General features: G+C 63.9%; 19 protein-coding genes and 1 tRNA gene. 8 read left to right on the top strand and 12 right to left on the bottom strand.

The genetic code is table 11. The features are described from left to right. Nucleotides 1-228 precede the first annotated feature (228 nt). Nucleotides 229-2,163, bottom strand: a complete 1,935-nt coding sequence (locus tag AB3X95_RS32740) for an ATP-binding cassette domain-containing protein (protein WP_176110627.1) — start codon at nucleotides 2,161-2,163, stop codon at nucleotides 229-231. 171 nt (nucleotides 2,164-2,334) lie between these two features. After that, nucleotides 2,335-2,736, bottom strand: a complete 402-nt coding sequence (locus AB3X95_RS32735; RefSeq protein WP_368623457.1) for a DUF4399 domain-containing protein — start codon at nucleotides 2,734-2,736, stop codon at nucleotides 2,335-2,337. A 309-nt stretch (nucleotides 2,737-3,045) separates the two neighbouring features. Between AB3X95_RS32735 and AB3X95_RS32730 the strand changes: the two genes are divergently transcribed. The 3 genes from AB3X95_RS32730 to AB3X95_RS32720 all read left to right on the top strand — a co-directional run bounded on the left by AB3X95_RS32730 (nucleotide 3,046) and on the right by AB3X95_RS32720 (nucleotide 5,114). Continuing rightward, the gene (locus AB3X95_RS32730) at nucleotides 3,046-3,237 is read left to right on the top strand and encodes a rubredoxin (protein ID WP_309235059.1); all 192 of its coding nucleotides are present in this window, start codon (nucleotides 3,046-3,048) and stop codon (nucleotides 3,235-3,237) included. A gap of 234 nt (nucleotides 3,238-3,471) precedes the next feature. Next, nucleotides 3,472-3,546 (top strand) — tRNA-Arg (locus AB3X95_RS32725). Between the two features lie 629 nt (nucleotides 3,547-4,175). Continuing rightward, on the top strand, nucleotides 4,176-5,114 hold the full coding sequence (locus tag AB3X95_RS32720) for a methyltransferase domain-containing protein (RefSeq protein ID WP_368623456.1): 939 nt from the start codon (nucleotides 4,176-4,178) through the stop codon (nucleotides 5,112-5,114). Nucleotides 5,115-5,138: 24 nt separating this feature from the next. Here AB3X95_RS32720 and AB3X95_RS32715 read toward each other — a convergent pair whose 3' ends face one another. From AB3X95_RS32715 to AB3X95_RS32700, 4 genes are all read right to left on the bottom strand, one after another. Beyond that, nucleotides 5,139-5,978: a hypothetical protein gene (locus AB3X95_RS32715; RefSeq protein WP_368623455.1), complete on the bottom strand. Its 840-nt coding sequence runs from the start codon at nucleotides 5,976-5,978 to the stop codon at nucleotides 5,139-5,141. Between the two features lie 148 nt (nucleotides 5,979-6,126). Then, entirely contained in the window at nucleotides 6,127-6,834 is a 708-nt protein-coding gene (locus tag AB3X95_RS32710; RefSeq protein WP_176366962.1) for a glutathione S-transferase C-terminal domain-containing protein, read from the bottom strand. A gap of 122 nt (nucleotides 6,835-6,956) precedes the next feature. Continuing rightward, nucleotides 6,957-7,178: a hypothetical protein gene (locus tag AB3X95_RS32705; protein WP_176109230.1), complete on the bottom strand. Its 222-nt coding sequence runs from the start codon at nucleotides 7,176-7,178 to the stop codon at nucleotides 6,957-6,959. Between the two features lie 229 nt (nucleotides 7,179-7,407). Continuing rightward, on the bottom strand, nucleotides 7,408-7,599 hold the full coding sequence (locus AB3X95_RS32700; RefSeq protein WP_176366963.1) for a CsbD family protein: 192 nt from the start codon (nucleotides 7,597-7,599) through the stop codon (nucleotides 7,408-7,410). 198 nt (nucleotides 7,600-7,797) lie between these two features. Here AB3X95_RS32700 and AB3X95_RS32695 point away from each other — a divergent pair, with 198 nt between their 5' ends. The 5 genes from AB3X95_RS32695 (at nucleotide 7,798) to AB3X95_RS32675 (ending at nucleotide 12,349) form a co-directional block, all read left to right on the top strand. Beyond that, nucleotides 7,798-8,124 (top strand): hypothetical protein, encoded by a 327-nt coding sequence (locus tag AB3X95_RS32695; RefSeq protein WP_176121220.1) that lies wholly within the window; start codon nucleotides 7,798-7,800, stop codon nucleotides 8,122-8,124. Nucleotides 8,125-8,286: 162 nt separating this feature from the next. After that, nucleotides 8,287-9,591: a DNA (cytosine-5-)-methyltransferase gene (dcm, locus tag AB3X95_RS32690; RefSeq protein WP_184227688.1), complete on the top strand. Its 1,305-nt coding sequence runs from the start codon at nucleotides 8,287-8,289 to the stop codon at nucleotides 9,589-9,591. A gap of 30 nt (nucleotides 9,592-9,621) precedes the next feature. After that, complete coding sequence (locus tag AB3X95_RS32685) at nucleotides 9,622-10,068, top strand: very short patch repair endonuclease (protein WP_176109234.1); 447 nt, start codon at nucleotides 9,622-9,624, stop codon at nucleotides 10,066-10,068. Between the two features lie 240 nt (nucleotides 10,069-10,308). Beyond that, on the top strand, nucleotides 10,309-10,812 hold the full coding sequence (locus AB3X95_RS32680; RefSeq protein ID WP_176121218.1) for a YbhB/YbcL family Raf kinase inhibitor-like protein: 504 nt from the start codon (nucleotides 10,309-10,311) through the stop codon (nucleotides 10,810-10,812). 118 nt (nucleotides 10,813-10,930) lie between these two features. After that, on the top strand, nucleotides 10,931-12,349 hold the full coding sequence (locus tag AB3X95_RS32675) for an MFS transporter (RefSeq protein WP_217710686.1): 1,419 nt from the start codon (nucleotides 10,931-10,933) through the stop codon (nucleotides 12,347-12,349). A 165-nt stretch (nucleotides 12,350-12,514) separates the two neighbouring features. On the opposite strand, the gene otsA is transcribed toward AB3X95_RS32675, so the two are convergent. The 6 genes from otsA to AB3X95_RS32645 form a co-directional block, all read right to left on the bottom strand. Next, nucleotides 12,515-13,942 (bottom strand): alpha,alpha-trehalose-phosphate synthase (UDP-forming), encoded by a 1,428-nt coding sequence (gene otsA / locus AB3X95_RS32670; protein WP_176109236.1) that lies wholly within the window; start codon nucleotides 13,940-13,942, stop codon nucleotides 12,515-12,517. 230 nt (nucleotides 13,943-14,172) lie between these two features. Next, nucleotides 14,173-14,385: a hypothetical protein gene (locus AB3X95_RS32665; protein ID WP_013088803.1), complete on the bottom strand. Its 213-nt coding sequence runs from the start codon at nucleotides 14,383-14,385 to the stop codon at nucleotides 14,173-14,175. A 200-nt stretch (nucleotides 14,386-14,585) separates the two neighbouring features. Next, nucleotides 14,586-14,843, bottom strand: a complete 258-nt coding sequence (locus AB3X95_RS32660) for a hypothetical protein (RefSeq protein WP_368623472.1) — start codon at nucleotides 14,841-14,843, stop codon at nucleotides 14,586-14,588. A 121-nt stretch (nucleotides 14,844-14,964) separates the two neighbouring features. Next, nucleotides 14,965-16,365: a sigma-54 dependent transcriptional regulator gene (locus tag AB3X95_RS32655; protein ID WP_176121217.1), complete on the bottom strand. Its 1,401-nt coding sequence runs from the start codon at nucleotides 16,363-16,365 to the stop codon at nucleotides 14,965-14,967. Between the two features lie 287 nt (nucleotides 16,366-16,652). Next, nucleotides 16,653-16,904, bottom strand: a complete 252-nt coding sequence (locus AB3X95_RS32650) for a hypothetical protein (protein WP_176370076.1) — start codon at nucleotides 16,902-16,904, stop codon at nucleotides 16,653-16,655. Nucleotides 16,905-17,004: 100 nt separating this feature from the next. Further along, nucleotides 17,005-17,322 carry a YqjD family protein gene (locus AB3X95_RS32645; protein ID WP_176121215.1) on the bottom strand — a complete coding sequence of 106 codons (318 nt, stop codon included), beginning with the start codon at nucleotides 17,320-17,322 and terminating at the stop codon, nucleotides 17,005-17,007. Nucleotides 17,323-17,462 lie beyond the last annotated feature (140 nt).

The raw sequence follows: 17,462 nt of genomic DNA, 5'->3' as shown, positions 1-17,462 counted from the left end.
AATTGGCCGACTGGATAAGGCGCGGCGGGCGCTGGGGGACACGCGCCGGAGGATGGACGTCTCGCGGGACGACGGCGCAATGGGTATCGGCGGACCTGCACGGGCGTGCGCCCGCATAACCTTCAATGCATGCGCGGCGGCGTTCGCTGTTGTTTTCGTGCCGCCCGCGCATGCTGCATCAGCTCATGCGTGAGGAAGCGCGCCATGCGGCGCGCGAACCACGTTGCGTCACTTGACGCGGTTTTCCAGCTCGTCCCAACGCTCGAGCGCGAGCATCAGCTCTTCGTCGATCTCGGCATAGCGCTCGGTCAGACGCGCGCCTTCGCGTGCATCCTTCGCGAACACCGAGCCGTCTTCGAGCTGCGCGCCGATCGCCTTCTGTTCGGCTTCGAGGTCCGCAATCATTTTCGGCAGCGCCTCCAGTTCGCGCTGTTCCTTGAACGACAATTTCGCGCTGCGCTGCGCATTGCGGCCCGTGGCGCTTTCCTTCGGCGCCGCTTCTTTCGGCGCTTCCTTGCCCGATTCTTTCTGTGCTTCGAGCGCGAGTTGCTCCGAGCGATCGCGCTGCGTCTGCCAGTCCGTGAAGCCGCCGACGTATTCGCGCCACTTGCCGCCGCCTTCCGATGCGATCACCGACGTCACCACGTTATCCAGAAACGCGCGGTCGTGGCTGACGAGCAGCACCGTGCCGTCGTAATCGATCAGCAGTTCTTCGAGCAGTTCGAGCGTCGGAATGTCGAGGTCGTTGGTCGGTTCGTCGAGCACCAGCACGTTGGCCGGACGCGCGAACAGACGCGCAAGCAACAGCCGGTTGCGCTCGCCGCCCGACAGCGACTTGACCGGCGAACGCGCGCGCTCCGGCGCGAACAGGAAGTCGCCGAGGTAGCTCATCACGTGCTTCTTCTGGCCGTTGATTTCGACCCACTCGCTGCCGGGGCTGATCGTGTCCGCGAGACTCTTTTCCAGATCGAGCGCCGCGCGCATCTGATCGAAATAGGCGACCTGCAGATTGGTGCCGACGCGCACATTGCCTTCATCCGGCGCGAGTTCGCCGAGGATCAGCTTCAGCAGCGTGGTCTTGCCCGCGCCGTTCGGACCGACGAAGCCGATCTTGTCGCCGCGCATTACCGTGGCCGTGAAGCGGTCCACCACCGTGCGCTCGCCGTAGCGCTTCGTCACGTCCGTCAGTTCCGCGACGATCTTGCCGGACTTCTCGCCCTGACCGACGTCGAGCTTCACGTTGCCCTGCACGTTGCGGCGCTCGGCGCGCTCGTTGCGCATCTGCACGAGACGCGCGATGCGGCCGACACTGCGCGTGCGGCGTGCCTCGACGCCCTTGCGAATCCACACTTCTTCCTGCGCGAGCAGCTTGTCGAACTTCTCGTTTTCGATACGCTCGACTTCGAGCTGCTGCGCCTTGCGCGTCTGGTACGCGGAGAAATTGCCCGGATACGATAGCAGCCGCCCGCGATCGAGCTCGACGATGCGTGTCGCGACGCGGTCGAGAAACGCGCGATCGTGCGTGATGAACAGCAGCCCCGCGCGCAATGACACCAGCAGATCTTCGAGCCAGCGAATGCCGTCGAAGTCGAGATGGTTGGTCGGCTCGTCGAGCAGCAGCACGTCGGGCTGCACGACGAGCGCGCGCGCGAGCGCCGCGCGCTTCTGCATGCCGCCCGACAGCGAGCCGACGCGCGCCTCGCCGTTCAGGCCGATCTGCTGCAGCGTGGTCGCGACGCGGGTGCTCCAGTTCCAGGCGTCCGCGGCGTCCAGCGACGATTGCAGCGTGTTCATGCGCGCGAGCAGCGCGTCGTGTTCGGCGCCTTCGGGCGTGTCGGCGAGCTGGTGCGCGACCGCGTCGTATTCGTCGAGCAGCGCACGCGCCTCGGTGAGACCGGCGGCGACCGCGTCGAACACGGTGTCGTCGGCGTCGAACTCGGGCTCCTGCGGCACGTAGACCGTGCTCAGATGCTGTTGACGCGAGACGAGGCCGTCGTCGGGTTTGGCCAGATCGGCGACGATCTTCAACAGCGACGACTTGCCCGCGCCGTTGCGCCCGATCAGCCCGACGCGCTCGCCCGCTTCGAGCGAGAAATCCGCATGGTCGAGCAGCGCGACGTGACCGAACGCGAGCTGGGCTCCGGTAATGGTGTAAAGCGACATGGGAATGGGAGAAGACAGCGATGAGTCGGAACTGCTCATTGTACCGGGCGCGGGGCCGGTCGCAGGGATGACGGGCGGGAGATGCGTGCAAGGCGGCGTGCAAGGCGGCGTGCAACGCAATCGGTGCGGGCCGGCGACACGCGCGCGCCGGTCCGGCCTTCGAACAACGGCTTACTTGACGTGCACCGTGATCGTCTTGCTCATCTGCGGCCCATACGAGCGATGCGCGCCGTCGCCGAATTGCAGCGTCAGCGTATGGTCGCCAGGCGGCAGCGTCAGATCTGTTTCGGTCTGGCCTTTGCCGAAGTGCAGCGACTTGTCGGTCGCGGCGATGACCTCGCCCTTCGGCAGCGGCTTGCCGTCGACCAGCAGATGATGATGCCCGGTGCCCTCCGTCATCGTGCCCGCGGGGGCGATCTTCATGCCGTCGAGGCCGAACACGACGTGGACCGGATTGGTGACGGTCGCGCCGTCCGCCGGTTGCACGAAGGTCACGCCCTCCGCCTGCGCCACGCCCGACACGGCGAGCAGTCCTGCCGCCACGATGCCGACCAACCGTCTGTTTTTAAACATCGTTTTCTCCTTTGGAAGCGAAACTCGTCGACGCGATACCGCCAGCGGCCTGGTCTGAGACCGATCGTCGCAATCCATGCCAGGCGGGCGCCACGTCTGTCGAATCAGATAGCTTGCAGAGCCAAGCGTACACGCTTTGTATGACGAGGCTGCTCGCCGCGAGCCCGGGCACGTCGTGGATGCGTTGCGACGGTGCCGCACCGGTCGTCTGCGGCTGGATTGACTAATTCCGGTAATATTGCGGGTCGCCGCGCCGCCCCATAAAGGGGCAGAGCAAGCCGGCCATTGCATTGAACGAGAGAGTGTGTCGTGAGCGAAGTAATCGAAGTGACGGAATACAAGAGCTGGGTCTGCCTGATTTGCGGCTGGATCTACAACGAGGAAGACGGCCTGCCCGAAGAAGGCATCGCGGCGGGCACGCGCTTCGCCGACATCCCTGAAGACTGGCGCTGCCCGCTGTGCGACGTGGGCAAGGCGGAGTTCGCGGTAGTCGAGTTTTAATGTTGGAATGACCTCGGGCGATGGGCGCGGTTGCGTGCGCTTCGCCGGATGGTCAGGTGGTTTGCACGGCCCCGCAGGCGATGTCTGCGTGGCCGTTTGTTTTTCCGGGGTTTTTGGGGCGCGCGGGCGGTTGCCGGCTTGGCTCTCCTTTTGCCCGCGCCGGTTTGATATACTCTGCGCTCGCCGGTCAGTCTGGACTCACCGAGTCCTCGCCGATCTGTCCGGCCCGGTCCTCTCCCTGTAGTTCAATGGATAGAACAAGTGCCTCCTAAGCGCTAGATACAGGTTCGATTCCTGTCAGGGGGACCAGATAGCTTCCCGGCGTTGCCCGTAAAAGTATTACAACATGGGCCCCATCTCCACTGACGAGTCGCCGCGAATGTGATTCTCCATCGTCTCGCTCGGTTATTCTGGTAGTTCGTCCTCGTTGCCGTCGCCGGACAGCTGTTCAGGAAGCTCGTCCGGGCGTACCGCCCGCATCGCTTTAGCCAGGCGGTCCCGTTTCCGTTTTGCGATCACGGGAGCCGAGGACCACGTATTCCGCCGTCGGTCTCATGGACCCGAAGCGAGTCACACTCAATCGCGAGTTCGGCACCGAGAGCGGAATAAACAATGACCAGCAGTGCGGCCTTCTTGTCGGTAAGTCGCTCGCCGGCTTCGAGTACGGCACTAGCCCGCGCGTGCTTAGCGTCGTCCGGAGCTGCTCCGACTTTGAAGTCAATCACTATCTATCTGTAACTCCGTCAACGCGCATCGCGCCTTCCAATTGATCTGAAGCGGGCATACGTAGCACAAAGCGGGAGACGGGGCGACAGGACCGACGCAATCGATAACATTCATTCGCGCGCCGTTCGACAACATCGCCAAACCCGCACTGCCCGAAAACCCGAGATCGCTATAATCTGCGAGCCGACTTCGAAACGTTTCCGAGGACCGACATGGATCAAACGCTCGAATGCGTCACCGCGTTGAATTTTTGCGAGCAGGCCTATCTCGCCGCAAATCCGGACGTCGCCGAGGCTGTCAGGCTCGGCGCATTACGATCGGGAAGATCGCATTTCGAAGTATTCGGAGTCTCTGAAAGTCATCGCAGGCAAGATGCGCAGGTCGCAGCTCAATCCAGGCAGGCACGCAGAAAAAGAATCGAGTCGGTCCTTCGCACCGATATGCCCTATAGCGACGACGGGAAGTTTTTCGATTTCTTGTCGCCCGAGCTGCGCTCCCAGTTCGACATCTACGACTCGGAACTGGCTGGAAGCAATCTGTACGATCAGGATGCACTGAATATGATCGAGCGCCATCCGTCGGGGATCATTCTGGATTGTGGGGCCGGCAGCCGCCCCGCGATTTACGAAAACGTGATCAATTTCGACATCACCAACTATCCCTCCACCGATGTGCGAGGTGTCGGCGAAGTTCTGCCATTCAAAGATGCATCGTTCGATGGCCTTCTGTCGTTGAATGTCCTCGAACATGTGAAGGACCCATTCACCGCCGCCAAAGAAATTCTTCGCGTGCTGAAGCCGGGAGGCGATCTCGTCGTAGTGGTTCCGCTCACCCAACCCACTCACGGCTACCCGCATCACTACTACAACATGACTGCCGAGGGCATTCTCAATCTCTTCGGCTCCGGGATCAAAGCCGAACGCGTATACGTGCCGGAATCGACAACGGCCATCTGGTCGATTTACTGGATCATGAGCGAGTGGGCAGAAGGTCTCGACGAAGATGCCCTGAAAGAATTCAAGGCGCTCACGGTCGAAGACATTCTGCAGGGCCCGCCGACGCTGCTGGATCGATCGTTCGTGAAACAGCTAAGCGCAAAAAAGAATCTCGACATTGCGAGTTCGACGACGGTGATCGCGAAACGCGTCTGAGGCGACGCCACTCCAACGGCTCCGTTATTTTTGCATCGGCCGACGGAGACTTTGCTCGTATATCGAAGGATCGACGACGTTCATTTGATCCTGTGGGCGCTCACCGAATACTCGCTCGAAGTCCTCGGCGCCCAGAATGTCGGCAGCGTCGTGGAGAAAAGAGGAATAGGCCTGATTGAGCTCCGAGGCCGACGGAGCATCGCTGCCCTGCGGGGCGTATTGCAAACGCTCGACCCGCACCATAAATGCGCGGCGATGATTCATCAACGACTTGATCTTCGCTTGCGCGTCGGGACCCTTCAAGGTCGCCTGAAGATGCTCCTGAAAATCGTCGACATCGGATTCCTGATGTCCTGGCTTCATGGCGTTACTCCCGCTTGGTGTCGAGCACTGAATCTTTTTGCTCGCCCATGCAGCATGCTGCTTGCCGTACGTTCCGAAGACCGCGTTGCTCAACCAGTAGCCCCTGGACGTGCGAACCGTAGCCGGAGCCGCTCCAGCGCCGCCGGTCGCCCAAAGAATCTGGTTCGACAGCTGATGGCATACACCATCGCGACCATAGCTGAAGATCGTTCCACGAGCGGCCGGATCGATGTTCGGGTCCACATCGGACTTACATAAGCAGCTAGCATAAAGCAGATTTGCCGCGCCGGAAGCCAGAAAACCATCCGCACTGACCGGCGTCCCGCCTCGGGCGTGGAAGCCGCCCCAGCTGTACCAATAGTGCTCGCCAGCGAGCAGGACGTCCGCCAGCGCCGGGTATATCTTCACGCGGCTGTCGTAAGTCGTAACCCAGGTGTGATCGACCACGGAACCGTGGAAATACGCCGGAACGGACCATGCGAACAATGTAACGGCGCTCATTGCTTCACCTTTTGTCCGGTCGCATCACGGCGCTGCCGCGCGAAAGTGCCCGAAAAGCCGGTAAGAACTCTACTCACCTAAAAAGGTTATACGCGGTCAGCGGCAATATTTTCAAGGACACGAAAAACCGTCGAGGCAACTCAGGCGATCAGGCCGGCCGCTGCGGAATATTCAGGCCGCGCGCCACCGCCGGACGCTCGACGAACGCAGCCAGCACGCGCCGCACGTTCGGGAAGTCCTGAATGCCGACCAGCTCTCCGGCCTCATAAAAGCCGACCAGATTGCGCACCCACGGGAAGATCGCGATATCGGCGATCGAATACTGATCGCCCATCACCCAGGCGCGTCCTTCGAGGCGCTGCTCCAGCACGCCGAGCAGCCGCTTCGATTCGGCGATGTAGCGATCGCGCGGACGCTTGTCCTCGTACTCCTTGCCGGCGAATTTGTGGAAGAAGCCGACCTGGCCGAACATCGGACCGATGCCGCCCATTTGGAACATCACCCACTGGATCGTCTCGTAGCGCCCGGCGGCGTCCTTTGGGATCAGCTGCCCGCTTTTGTCGGCCAGATAGATCAGGATCGCGCCCGATTCGAACAGCGGCAGCGGTTTGCCGTCGGGGCCGTGCGGATCGAGGATCGCGGGAATTTTGTTGTTCGGGTTCAGCGACAGAAACGCCGGCGTCATCTGATCGTTGGTATCGAAGCGCACCAGATGCGGCTCGTACGGCAAGCCGGTTTCCTCGAGCATGATCGAGATTTTTACGCCATTGGGCGTCGGCAGCGAATAGAGCTGAATCCGGTCCGGATGCTCGGCCGGCCATTTTTTCGTGATCGCGAAAGCGGATAAATCGGTCATGGGTTCGGGTCGCCATAGGGACAGAAGGACCGCCCAATATAAACCGACTCGCCAGAACGCGTGCGAGGCCGCTTGAAGACCTTACAAACGCCGTGGCAACAGCGCCGTTCGCAATCGGCGGATCACCACAAGTCCTTCGTCGCCGTGCCCGCGCGCAGGTTGAAGCCCTCTCGCCACAGCGTCGCTCCGACCGTCAGCAGCAGCGTCTTCTCGGTGCCGTCGAGCAGTTCCCACGCGCCCGCAAGCCACGTCGCGAAGCTCGCACAGGTCGCTTCGAGATCGGGCGGCGCCTTGCCTTCCAGGTACTGCCGTTCGAACATCGAAAGTATCTTTTCGGGTGTCATTGGCGCGACCTCCACGTGGGATTTGCGCCAAGTCTAAAGGGCTGGCGGCGCGTGCGGAATGCCGATCATCGCGATCACGGGTTACTCCCAGGCCGGCCGGCGCGCAAGCGTCAGCCGCGACCCAGACATTGAATCCGGACTGGCGCGCCCCGCTCTGCGCCACACAAAAAACAAAGGCGCCGCAACAGTCGCGACGCCTCGCCGTTACGGCAACCTACAGCGAACGGGTTCAGCGATGACCGCGCTTTGCATCGTCCTTGGCGTCTTCCTTCGCATCGCCATAGGCCTTCTGCACCTTGCCGGCGCCCTGCTGCATATCCCCCTTGAGTTCCTTCGCGGGGTCCTTCGTGGCCTTGCCGACGGCCTCGTTGACCTTGCCCTTGACCTGCTCGCCAACGCCCTTCACTTGATCCTTGTTCATGTTCGGCTCCCATATGCGTAGTCGACAGAGATGCCGGCGCGGTATTCCGCCGGTATGTGGGATTCAGCAACGGCTGTTCCCGGGGCCGTTCCGCGCGCGGCGCCATCGACGAACGCCGATGCGCGATCGGCAAACTTTTTATCAAATATGGCCTAAAGTCTCGCCGCGCACCGCCGTAAATGCGTTCAGGGAGGAGTCATGGACCATATGGACACTACGGTTTCGGGATCGTCGCAAGCCGCGTTGATCGACCACGACATCGCGCACATCGCGCGCGTGATGCACGTATCGCTGCGTGGCGATTTCGGCGGTCCGATCCTGCCAGCCACCTATTGGCGCAAACGGCTGACCGCGCTGGTCGACAGCGGCCAGCTTTCTCCCGCCCAATTGGACAAAGTCGACAGCCTGCTGCTGCAACTCGATCGGCTCGCGTCGACGCCGCTGCCCGAATGGGAACGCTTCGCGCCCGCGCCGACCTCGCGATTCGAACCGGCTGAGCGGGCGAAGAAAGCGAAGTCGGCCTGATCTCGCCAAGCCGCACACCGCCTCACCGCTTCCGCACCCGCCGCAGACAAACGCAGCGGCGCGACATATCGCGAAAAAATCCTGATCAATCGGCGCTAAAAATAGGGAAAGGGGACGACCTTAGGTCATAATGTCCGCAAAAATTCCCAGCCAGGACGCCACGTGACCCTCGTCGCCCCGTTCGACCTGCTCAAGCAGGCGCGCGCCCGTTTCACCCAACGCGAAATCGCAGCCCATGTCGGCAAGGACATCAAGACGGTGCGTCGCTGGGAAAAAGGTCAAACGCCTTGTCCCGCGATGCTCGAACCCGCGTTGCGCGATCTGCTGCGGCAAGGCGCGCGTGAGGCGCAACAGGCGGGCGACGCGGCGCGTTTTAGTTTCATCGATCTGTTCGCGGGCATCGGCGGCATTCGCATGGGCTTCGAGGCGCACGGCGGCGAATGCGTGTTCACCAGCGAGTGGAACGAATTCTCGACGCGGACTTATCGCGAGAACTACGGTCAGAACTACGGCGACAACGCCGCGAGCGGCGGCGCGCACGCGCTGATCGGCGACATCGTCACGTTTCCCGCCGAGGCCGTGCCGAGCCACGACGTGCTGCTCGGCGGCTTTCCGTGCCAGCCGTTTTCTATCGCCGGCGTCAGCAAGAAAAACGCGCTGGGGCGGCCGCACGGTTTCGAATGCACGACCCAGGGCACGCTGTTTTTCGACGTCGCGCGGATCATCGCCGCGAAGCGCCCCGCCGCGTTCCTGCTCGAAAACGTGAAAAACCTGCTGTCGCACGACAAGGGCCGCACCTTCGACGTGATCCTGCAAACGCTGCGCGACGAGCTCGGCTACGAGGTGCACTACCGCGTAATCGATGGCCAGCATTTCACGCCGCAGCATCGCGAGCGCATCATCATCGTCGGCTTTCGCGGCAAGACCGCGTTCACGTGGGACGACCTGCGGCTGCCCGACGACGGGCCGCGGCTCGGCGCGATCCTGCATCGCACGGACGGTACGGAACCCGTGCTGCCGTGGGACCACGACCGTTTCTTCGATCACGCCGCGCGCCGCGTGCAGCCGAAGTACACGCTCACCCCGAAGCTGTGGGCGTATCTGCAGAACTACGCGGCCAAGCATCGCGCGGCGGGCAACGGCTTTGGTTTCGGCATGGCCTATCCGGACAGCGTGACCCGCACGCTGTCCGCGCGCTATCACAAGGACGGCTCCGAAATACTCGTCTATCAAGGCGAGGCGCTGCGCCCGCGTCGTCTGACGCCACGCGAATGCGCGCGGCTGATGGGCTTTCCCGACACCTTCAGGATTCCGGTCAGCGATACGCAGGCCTACCGGCAGTTCGGCAACAGCGTCGTGATGCCGGTGATGCGCGAAGTGGCGCGTATCATGCTGCCGCATGTGCAAACCCTGCTCGCCCACCCGACCCGCGATGCGTCGAAACACTCCCTGCCGCTCTACGCGTGAGCGGCCGCGCGACCCGTTGGCCCACTGACGATGGTCGATATCGTCGATAGCGCGACGCGCAGCCGGATGATGTCCGGCATTCGCGGCCGCAACACCAGGCCGGAGGTCCTGATCCGCAGCCTGCTGCATCGGCAGGGCCTGCGCTTCAGGCTCGACGCGCGCGATCTGCCCGGCCGCCCCGACATCGTGCTGCCGCGCTATCGCGCGGTGGTGCTCGTGCATGGCTGCTTCTGGCATGGCCACGACTGTCATCTGTTCAAATGGCCGCAGACGCGGCCCGACTTCTGGCGCGACAAGATCGGCCGCAATCGCAGCAACGACGACAAGGTGCGCGCCGCGCTGCTCGCGAGCGGCTGGCGCGTCGCGGTCGTGTGGGAATGCGCTTTGCGGGGTGCGAATCGCGATATCGCGGGCGTGATCGAGCGGCTCGTCGCGTGGATCAGAAGCGACGCACCGGAGTTCGAGGAACGCGGCTGAAACCACGCGCGGGCTGCCCTGCTCGCGCGAGTCTCGCGGCCGCTGGTGCTACACTCGAAAGGCTCACCCGGCGTGCTTGCGAGATGCCTTCGAGGCACGCTTCGGCGGCGTTTTCCGGGTGCTTTCCCGGCGCTTTCACGGCACTTTCTCAGGCGCTCCGGCATGCCGCGAGATGCGCCTCGCCGCCGGGACATCGCGCACTCCGACGATCCCAGAAGCAATCAACAAGGGAGGCACATCATGGCTGACTTCCGTCTCTGGTCCGACGACTTTCCCAACAACGGCTTCATGCCGAAAGACCACGAGTACAACGACAAGGCGTTCGGCGGCGACGGCGAAAACATCTCGCCGTCACTGCAATGGGAAGCGCCGCCCGCGGACACGCAAAGCTTCGCGCTCACCGTTCACGATCCCGACGCGCCGACCGGCAGCGGCTTCTGGCATTGGGTCGTCGTCAACATCCCGGCCGACGCGCGCTCGCTGCCGCGCAACGCCGGCAAGGCCGACGGCACGCTGCTGCCGCAGGGCGCGATCCAGCTGCGCAACGACTACGGGACGGTCGGCTTCGGCGGCGCCGCGCCGCCGCGCGGCGATCGCACGCATCGCTATATTTTCCGGCTGCATGCGCTGAAGGTGCCGCATCTGCCGGTCAGCGCGGAAACCACCAACGCGGTCGCGCGCTTCATGACGCATCTGAACGAAATCGACTCGACGACCCACACGGGCCTCTACGAACTCAAATGACGCGAGCGCGGCGCCGGCGTCCTGGCAACGGTGGCGCCGCGCCGACCGATGCGCCCGCAGCGGCCAGCGCGTGAGCCGCGCACAGGCGCGGCAACATCTCCGACAAATCGAACAATCGATGCACGCACCCTCCCCGCGCACGGATGGCCCGACGCCCTCCACTCCCCGCTTCGAAGGCAAGGAACTGGGCCTGCCGGTTCCGCAACGCTATTGGGCGATGCTCGTCATCGCGCTGTCGCTGACGCTCGCGGTGCTCGACAGCGCGATCGCCAACGTCGCGCTGCCGACGATCGCGCGCAACCTCAATGCGAGCGCCGCCGCGTCGATCTGGGTCGTCAACGCGTATCAGCTCGCGATCACGATCTCGCTGCTGCCAATGGCGTCGCTCGGCGACCGCATCGGCTATAGGCGCATTTATCTGTCGGGTCTGATCCTGTTCACGGTCGCGTCGCTCGGCTGCGCGCTGTCGAACTCGCTTGCGACGCTCGCGCTCGCGCGCGTGGTCCAGGGCTTCGGCGCGGCCGGCATCATGAGCGTGAACACCGCGATCGTGCGCATGATCTATCCCCCGGCGCAGCTCGGGCGCGGCGTCTCGATCAATGCGATGGTGGTGGCGGTGTCGTCGGCGGTCGGGCCGACGGTCGCGTCGGGCGTGCTCGCGATCGCGACGTGGCCGTGGCTGTTCGCGATCAACGTGCCGATCGGGATCGCGGCGATCGTCGGCGGCTTCAAGGCGCTGCCGATGAACCCCGGCCACGAATCGCCGTATGACTATCTGAGCGCGGTGATGAACGCGATCGTCTTCGGCCTGCTGATTTTCGCTGTCGATGGCCTCGGCCACGGCCAGCGCTTCGGCTACGTGACGCTCGAAGCACTCGGCGCTCTGGTGGTCGGCTACTTCTTCGTGCGCCGGCAACTGACGCGGCCCGCCCCGCTGCTGCCGATCGACCTGCTGCGTATTCCGGTGTTCGCGCTGTCGGTCGGCACCTCGGTCTGCTCGTTCTGCGCGCAGATGCTCGCGTTCGTGTCGCTACCGTTCCTGCTGCAGGAAACGCTCGGTATGTCGCAGGTCGAAACCGGTCTTCTGATGACGCCGTGGCCCGCGATCATCATCATCGCGGCGCCGATCGCAGGGGTCCTGTCGGACAGGATATCGTCCGGCTGGCTCGGCGGCGTCGGGCTCGCCGCGATGACGGTCGGCCTGCTGCTGCTCGCGACGCTCGGGCCTCACCCCGACGCACTGCAGATTTCGTGGCGCATGGCGCTGTGCGGCGCGGGCTTCGGTATCTTCCAGTCGCCGAACAATCGCACGATGCTGTCGTCCGCGCCGCGCGAACGCAGCGGCGGCGCGAGCGGCATGCTCGGCACCGCGCGCCTGACCGGGCAAACGCTCGGCGCGGCGCTGGTCGCGCTGATCTTCGGCGTCGCCCCGCAAAGCGGGACGGTCATCGCGCTGTATGTGGCCGCGGGGTTTTCGGCGGTCGCGGCGGTCGTCAGCACGATGCGGGTCGTGCAGAAGGCGACGCAGCCGGCTTGAGGGTTGTGGCCGCGTTGTGGCCGTTGGACGTGCAACGCATCCACGAAAAAGGGCGCGCATCGCACGACGCGATGCACGCCCTTTTTGCTTCGATCTTCGTTGTCACTTCATTCACGACGTGACCGGCCCACGCGTCGCCCGCCCGCGCGGGCCGCGACTGTCCGCTCAAGACGATGCCGTCACGTCAGCGAGCTTTACCGCTTTCGCCGTCACCGAAGAGGCGGTCGCGACGTGGCGCAGATCGTCGAGGAAGGTATCGCGCCAAACGGACAGATTGTTCTCGCGCATCGGCTCCATCATGTCCGCATGACGCGCCTGACGCTCGGCGAGCGGCATCGACAGCGCGCGTTCGAGCGCTTCGGCCATCTGCGACAGATCGAACGGATTGACGACGAGCGCGCCCGGCAGCTGCTCGGCCGCGCCCGCGAATTGCGATAGCACGAGCACGCCCGGATCGGCCGGGTCCTGCGACGCGACGTACTCCTTGGCCACCAGGTTCATCCCGTCGCGCAGCGGCGTCACATAGCCGACCTGCGACTGGCGGAATAGCGCCATCAGCAGATTGCGCTCGTACTTGCGGTTCAGATACTGGATCGGCGTCCAGTCGAGCTGCGCGAACCGGCCGTTGATGCGGCCCGCTTCGCCTTCGAGCGTCTGGCGGATGCGCTGATAGGTCTGCACGTCGGCGCGGGTCGGCGGCGCGATCTGCACGAGCGACACGCGGCCGTGCCAGCCGGGCGCGTTCTGCAACAGCCGCTCGAATGCCTGGAAGCGCTCGACCAGCCCCTTCGAATAATCGAGCCGGTCGACGCTCATGATCAGCTTGCGCCCGCGCATGCCGTCGCGCAGGCTGCGCACCGCCTTGCGGTCGGTGAACTGCTCCGCGGCTTTGGCGATCGCATCGGGATAGATGCCGATCGGGTACGCGCCGACCTTCAGGAAGCGGTTATACGCGTGCACCATGCCGTCTTCGCTCGACGTGCCGTGGTGACCGCGCTCGATATAGTCGACGAACGACTGGCGATCCGCTTCGGTTTGAAAACCGATCACGTCGTAGCTGCACATCGCCTTGACGATCTCCTCGTGCGGCGGAATCGTGCGCAGTACCTCGGGCACCGGAAACGGAATGTGCAGGAAGAAGCCGATCGGGTTCTTCACGCCGAGATCGCGCAGGCAACGCGCGAACGGCAGCAGATGGTAGTCGTGCACCCAGATGATGTCGCTGGGCTTGAGCAGTTCCTTCAACTGCTTCGCGAGCGTCGCGTTGACCCGCTGGTAGCCCGCGTAGTCCTCGCGGTCGTAGCGGGACAGGTCGTTGCGATAGTGGAAGGTCGGCCACAACGTGGTATTCGAAAACCCGCGGTAGTACTCGTCGTAATCGCGCTTGGTGAGGCCCACCGTCGCGTAGGTGACGTTGCCCTGCTTCTCGATCACGGGCGCGGATGGCTCACTGACCGTTTCGCCGCTCCAGCCGAACCAGACGCCGCCGGTTTCCTTCAGTGCGTCCAGCACGCCGATCGCGAGCCCGCCCGCTGCCGGACGCGCTTCCTGAATCGGTGCGACACGATTCGATACCACGATCAATCTGCTCATTAGTGCTCCATTGTTTCGTTGTATGCGGAATTGCGCCAAAACGGTGCATGCAAGCAGCGTGCCGATATTTGAGATATCGGAAATAAAGTTGTATGGAAATGTGACAAACGAGCTAATCCCCGCAATCATCGCTAATTGCGAAGAAAATTTTTCTGTTAAATCAGACCAAAGCGAAGGTCTTTCTTACCGGCAACGCAGCCGCCGGAACACCCGCCGGGTACTGCGCTGCGTCAGGCGTCCTGTTCCGAGCCCAGATCGCGCTGGTATTCGAGGCCTTCCTGACGCACCCCGCCCTGGTTGTGCTCGCCGTCGGGCGGCGTATGCGGGGCGATCCGGTTCTGCGCGGCCGGGTCCGGCGACTCCGCCGGCTCGGTCTTGACATCGGCCGGCCGTGGCCCGCGCTTGGAGTGCCGCGCGGAACGTCGCAATGCGGGGTGTCTCATGATCGTGCCTCCGGGGGAAGCCCGCCGCTTGTTGCGGCATCCCTACAGTCTAGGGGGCGAAACCGTAAATTGCCGGTAAAACATGCGCCGGCTTTGTAACAAGTACAGCAATGCACTGCGCCGGACCGGGGCCACGGTCCGCTGCAGTGCGGAGATGTTTGTATCGAGTGCGCGGCTGTATGACGGCATCGAGGGTCGCATCAGCATTGCAGCGCTCGCGACTGACGATCGGCGGCCTGAGGCGTCTGCGTTGGCTGCGGCGGCGGATCGCCGATCGGCGGCGTGACCGGTTCCACGGGTTCGACCGGATCGGGGGTCGGGCCGGGGATCGTGTCGGGTTCGGCCGGGTCCGGCGGCGTGGTGGGAGGCTCGACCGGTTCGGGCCGGTGAGCGTGCAACGGCCCGGACGGCGGGGAAACGGCAGCGTAATGCGGCAGGTGCGGCGGCAGGTGCGGCATGTCGGTGACCTCGTTTTGCGTTCCACTGGAGCGCAGCAAGGCCTGTGCCGTTCGGATCGCCCGCCCGCAAGCGCGGGCGGGCGATCGCTGATGATGCAGACGACGCGCGAACGAGCGCGGATCAGGCGTCCGCGCCGCCGAGCGCGCGTGATTCGTCGGTGGGATCGCCGTCGTCGCGCGCATCGTTGCCGTACTCGACGAGCCGGTTGTACAGCGTCTTCAGGCTGATGCCGAGAATCTCCGCGGCGCGCGTCTTCACGCCGCCGCATTGCTCGAGCGTCGCCAGGATCAGCTGACGGTCGGCTTCCGCGAGCGAAGTGCCGAACGGGATCGTGATCGCGGTGCCGGTCGCGGGCTTCGAAAGCGTGATCTGCAACGGCACGGTCGCCGTGGCATCCGAATCCGCGCTCGACATGATGTGCGCGCGCTGCACGTAGTTCTTCAGCTCGCGCACATTGCCTGGCCACGGATACGACAGCAGCATTTCCTTCACCGCGACCGGGAAATGCTTCTTCGTGCCGTGACGCTCGTTGAGCTCATCGAGGAACGATTGCGCGAGCAGCTCCACGTCCTTGCCGCGATCGCGCAGCGGCGGCAGGCTGATCGGAAACACGTTCAGCCGGTGGTAAAGGTCCAGCCGCAGCTTGCCTTCGAGCACCGCCTGCTCGGGATCGCGATTGGTGGCCGCGATCAGACGCACATCGGTTTCGATTTCCTTGGTCGTGCCGACACGCATGAACATGCCGGTCTCGAGCACGCGCAGCAGCTTCACCTGCAGCTCGATCGGCATCTCGGTGATTTCGTCGAGGAACAGCGTGCCGCCGTTCGCGCGCTCGAAATAGCCCTTGTGCTGCCGATCCGCGCCGGTGAACGAACCGCGCTCGTGGCCGAACATTTCCGACTCGATCAGATTCGGCGAAATCGCCCCGCAATTGACCGCGAGGAACGCGTGCTTGCGGCGCAGGCTCAGCTCGTGCAGCGTCTGCGCGGCGACTTCCTTGCCGGTGCCCGATTCCCCGACCAGCATCACCGAGGCCGCCGTCGGCGCGACGCGGCTGATCTGGTCGTAGACCTCCTGCATCGCCGGCGAATTGCCGAGCATCAAACCGAAGCGGCCCATGCGGCGCAACTCGCCGCGCAGCGTGCCGATCTCGGCCTTCAGGTCGCCGGGGCGCGGCAGGCGCGACAGGATCGCCTTCACGCGCTGCATGTTGATCGGTTTCACGAGGTAGTCGGCCGCGCCCATTTTCAGCGCGCTGACCGCCGACTCGACCGTTGCGTGACCCGTGATCACGATCACTTCGACGCCGGAGCGCGGATCGAGATCTTCGAACAGATCGACCCCGCTGCCGTCGGGCAGCTTCAGGTCGGTGAATACGACGTCCGGCACCTGCCGGATCAGTTGAATACGCGCTTCGCGCAGATCGCCCGCGGTGGCGGTGGTCAGCCCGTCTTCCCCAATGATGGCGGAAAGCGCCTCGCGGGTACCTGCGTCGTCATCGACAATCAGTACATGTGGCATCGCGTTTCGAAAGCCTGCAAGCGTGGGTCAGAAAATATGCGGATCATCCCCATGGGCATGCCGCTGGATCGAGTCGGCTGCATGACGCGGATTCGAGTTGTGTCCCGCGCCGCCGACCATTTGATGAAAAATTGCAACAATGACGGCAAAATGCCCGCCGATTACCGCATCATTGTTGTCTATTTACCTATTATACGGGTTTATAGAATCCATTTAACAATCGCTTCCAAGCGCCGACCGCCGAGCTGGCTCCACCCCTGCCGACCCTGGGATTCGAGCGCCGTGCTTCAGCCACGCGGAAATGGCCATGCGCGGTGTTCGCCGTCAGCCTGCCCTGAACCGTTGGTGCTCTGGGACGCGGGCGCGAACTCGGTCGACGAGGTTGCCGGCGCCGCGACCGCACCACCCTCGTTTTCCCAGCGGCTCAGCTCGCGGGCCGGGGAAATCTGGCCGGTGCGTTTGTGTTGCACGTAGCGAACCGCCAGAAAGCCGCCGAGTGCCATCAATGCGCCAAAAAAACCAATCGTGGGTCGTGTCATCATGAACTCCTTGGATCGTGATGCGGATGAGTGCCGGCCGTGCCAGACGAGCCCCGCGCCTTCCAGCGGGCCGAGGCGAGCGTCGCTCGCCGCGCCGCCTCTATCGTGCGACCAGCACGCCGAGCAGAAATCCGGCGCCCGCCGCGAGCGCGAGCGAGCGCCACGGGTTACGGCGCACATAGTGCTCGGTGCTGACCGCCGCCTCGCGATAGCGGCGATGCACGTTGCGTTGCGCATCGCCGAGCGCCGATTGCAGCGTTTCCACATGCGTGCCGAGCCGGTCGCGCAACGCATCGACGCTTTCGCCCGGCACGTTGGCGGCGAGCCGCAGCATTTCCTCCGAGTCCCTCAGCAGCACCCGAAGATCCTCGACGATCTTCTGTCCGCCGAGTGCAAGTTGTTGCGTGGTGTCGGTCATCGTTCACTCCTCGTCTGATTCGGCGTTCGTGGCCGCGCGATGCGGGTTGCCGGGTTGCCGACCTACGCTCGCCAGCGCCGCCGCGGCGTAGCCGTCAAAAGCTCGCACGACTCGGTCAAACGGTCAATGATGCAATGCAT

The sequence above is a fragment of the Paraburkholderia sp. BR13444 genome (assembly GCF_040948755.1).
GTDB lineage: Bacteria > Pseudomonadota > Gammaproteobacteria > Burkholderiales > Burkholderiaceae > Paraburkholderia > Paraburkholderia youngii.
Note: the sequence above shows the minus strand (reverse complement) of the source record. Positions and strands in the feature narration are given on the sequence as shown.

Coding starts and splice junctions, on each gene's coding strand:
- AB3X95_RS32740 (WP_176110627.1), bottom strand. CDS start 2,163: ATGTCGCTTTACACCATTACCGGAGCCCAGCTCGCGTTCGGTCACGTC.
- AB3X95_RS32735 (WP_368623457.1), bottom strand. CDS start 2,736: ATGTTTAAAAACAGACGGTTGGTCGGCATCGTGGCGGCAGGACTGCTC.
- AB3X95_RS32720 (WP_368623456.1), top strand. CDS start 4,176: ATGGATCAAACGCTCGAATGCGTCACCGCGTTGAATTTTTGCGAGCAG.
- AB3X95_RS32715 (WP_368623455.1), bottom strand. CDS start 5,978: ATGAGCGCCGTTACATTGTTCGCATGGTCCGTTCCGGCGTATTTCCAC.
- AB3X95_RS32710 (WP_176366962.1), bottom strand. CDS start 6,834: ATGACCGATTTATCCGCTTTCGCGATCACGAAAAAATGGCCGGCCGAG.
- AB3X95_RS32705 (WP_176109230.1), bottom strand. CDS start 7,178: ATGACACCCGAAAAGATACTTTCGATGTTCGAACGGCAGTACCTGGAA.
- AB3X95_RS32700 (WP_176366963.1), bottom strand. CDS start 7,599: ATGAACAAGGATCAAGTGAAGGGCGTTGGCGAGCAGGTCAAGGGCAAG.
- AB3X95_RS32695 (WP_176121220.1), top strand. CDS start 7,798: ATGGACCATATGGACACTACGGTTTCGGGATCGTCGCAAGCCGCGTTG.
- AB3X95_RS32685 (WP_176109234.1), top strand. CDS start 9,622: ATGGTCGATATCGTCGATAGCGCGACGCGCAGCCGGATGATGTCCGGC.
- AB3X95_RS32680 (WP_176121218.1), top strand. CDS start 10,309: ATGGCTGACTTCCGTCTCTGGTCCGACGACTTTCCCAACAACGGCTTC.
- AB3X95_RS32675 (WP_217710686.1), top strand. CDS start 10,931: ATGCACGCACCCTCCCCGCGCACGGATGGCCCGACGCCCTCCACTCCC.
- otsA (WP_176109236.1), bottom strand. CDS start 13,942: ATGAGCAGATTGATCGTGGTATCGAATCGTGTCGCACCGATTCAGGAA.
- AB3X95_RS32665 (WP_013088803.1), bottom strand. CDS start 14,385: ATGAGACACCCCGCATTGCGACGTTCCGCGCGGCACTCCAAGCGCGGG.
- AB3X95_RS32660 (WP_368623472.1), bottom strand. CDS start 14,843: ATGCCGCACCTGCCGCCGCACCTGCCGCATTACGCTGCCGTTTCCCCG.
- AB3X95_RS32655 (WP_176121217.1), bottom strand. CDS start 16,365: ATGCCACATGTACTGATTGTCGATGACGACGCAGGTACCCGCGAGGCG.
- AB3X95_RS32650 (WP_176370076.1), bottom strand. CDS start 16,904: ATGACACGACCCACGATTGGTTTTTTTGGCGCATTGATGGCACTCGGC.
- AB3X95_RS32645 (WP_176121215.1), bottom strand. CDS start 17,322: ATGACCGACACCACGCAACAACTTGCACTCGGCGGACAGAAGATCGTC.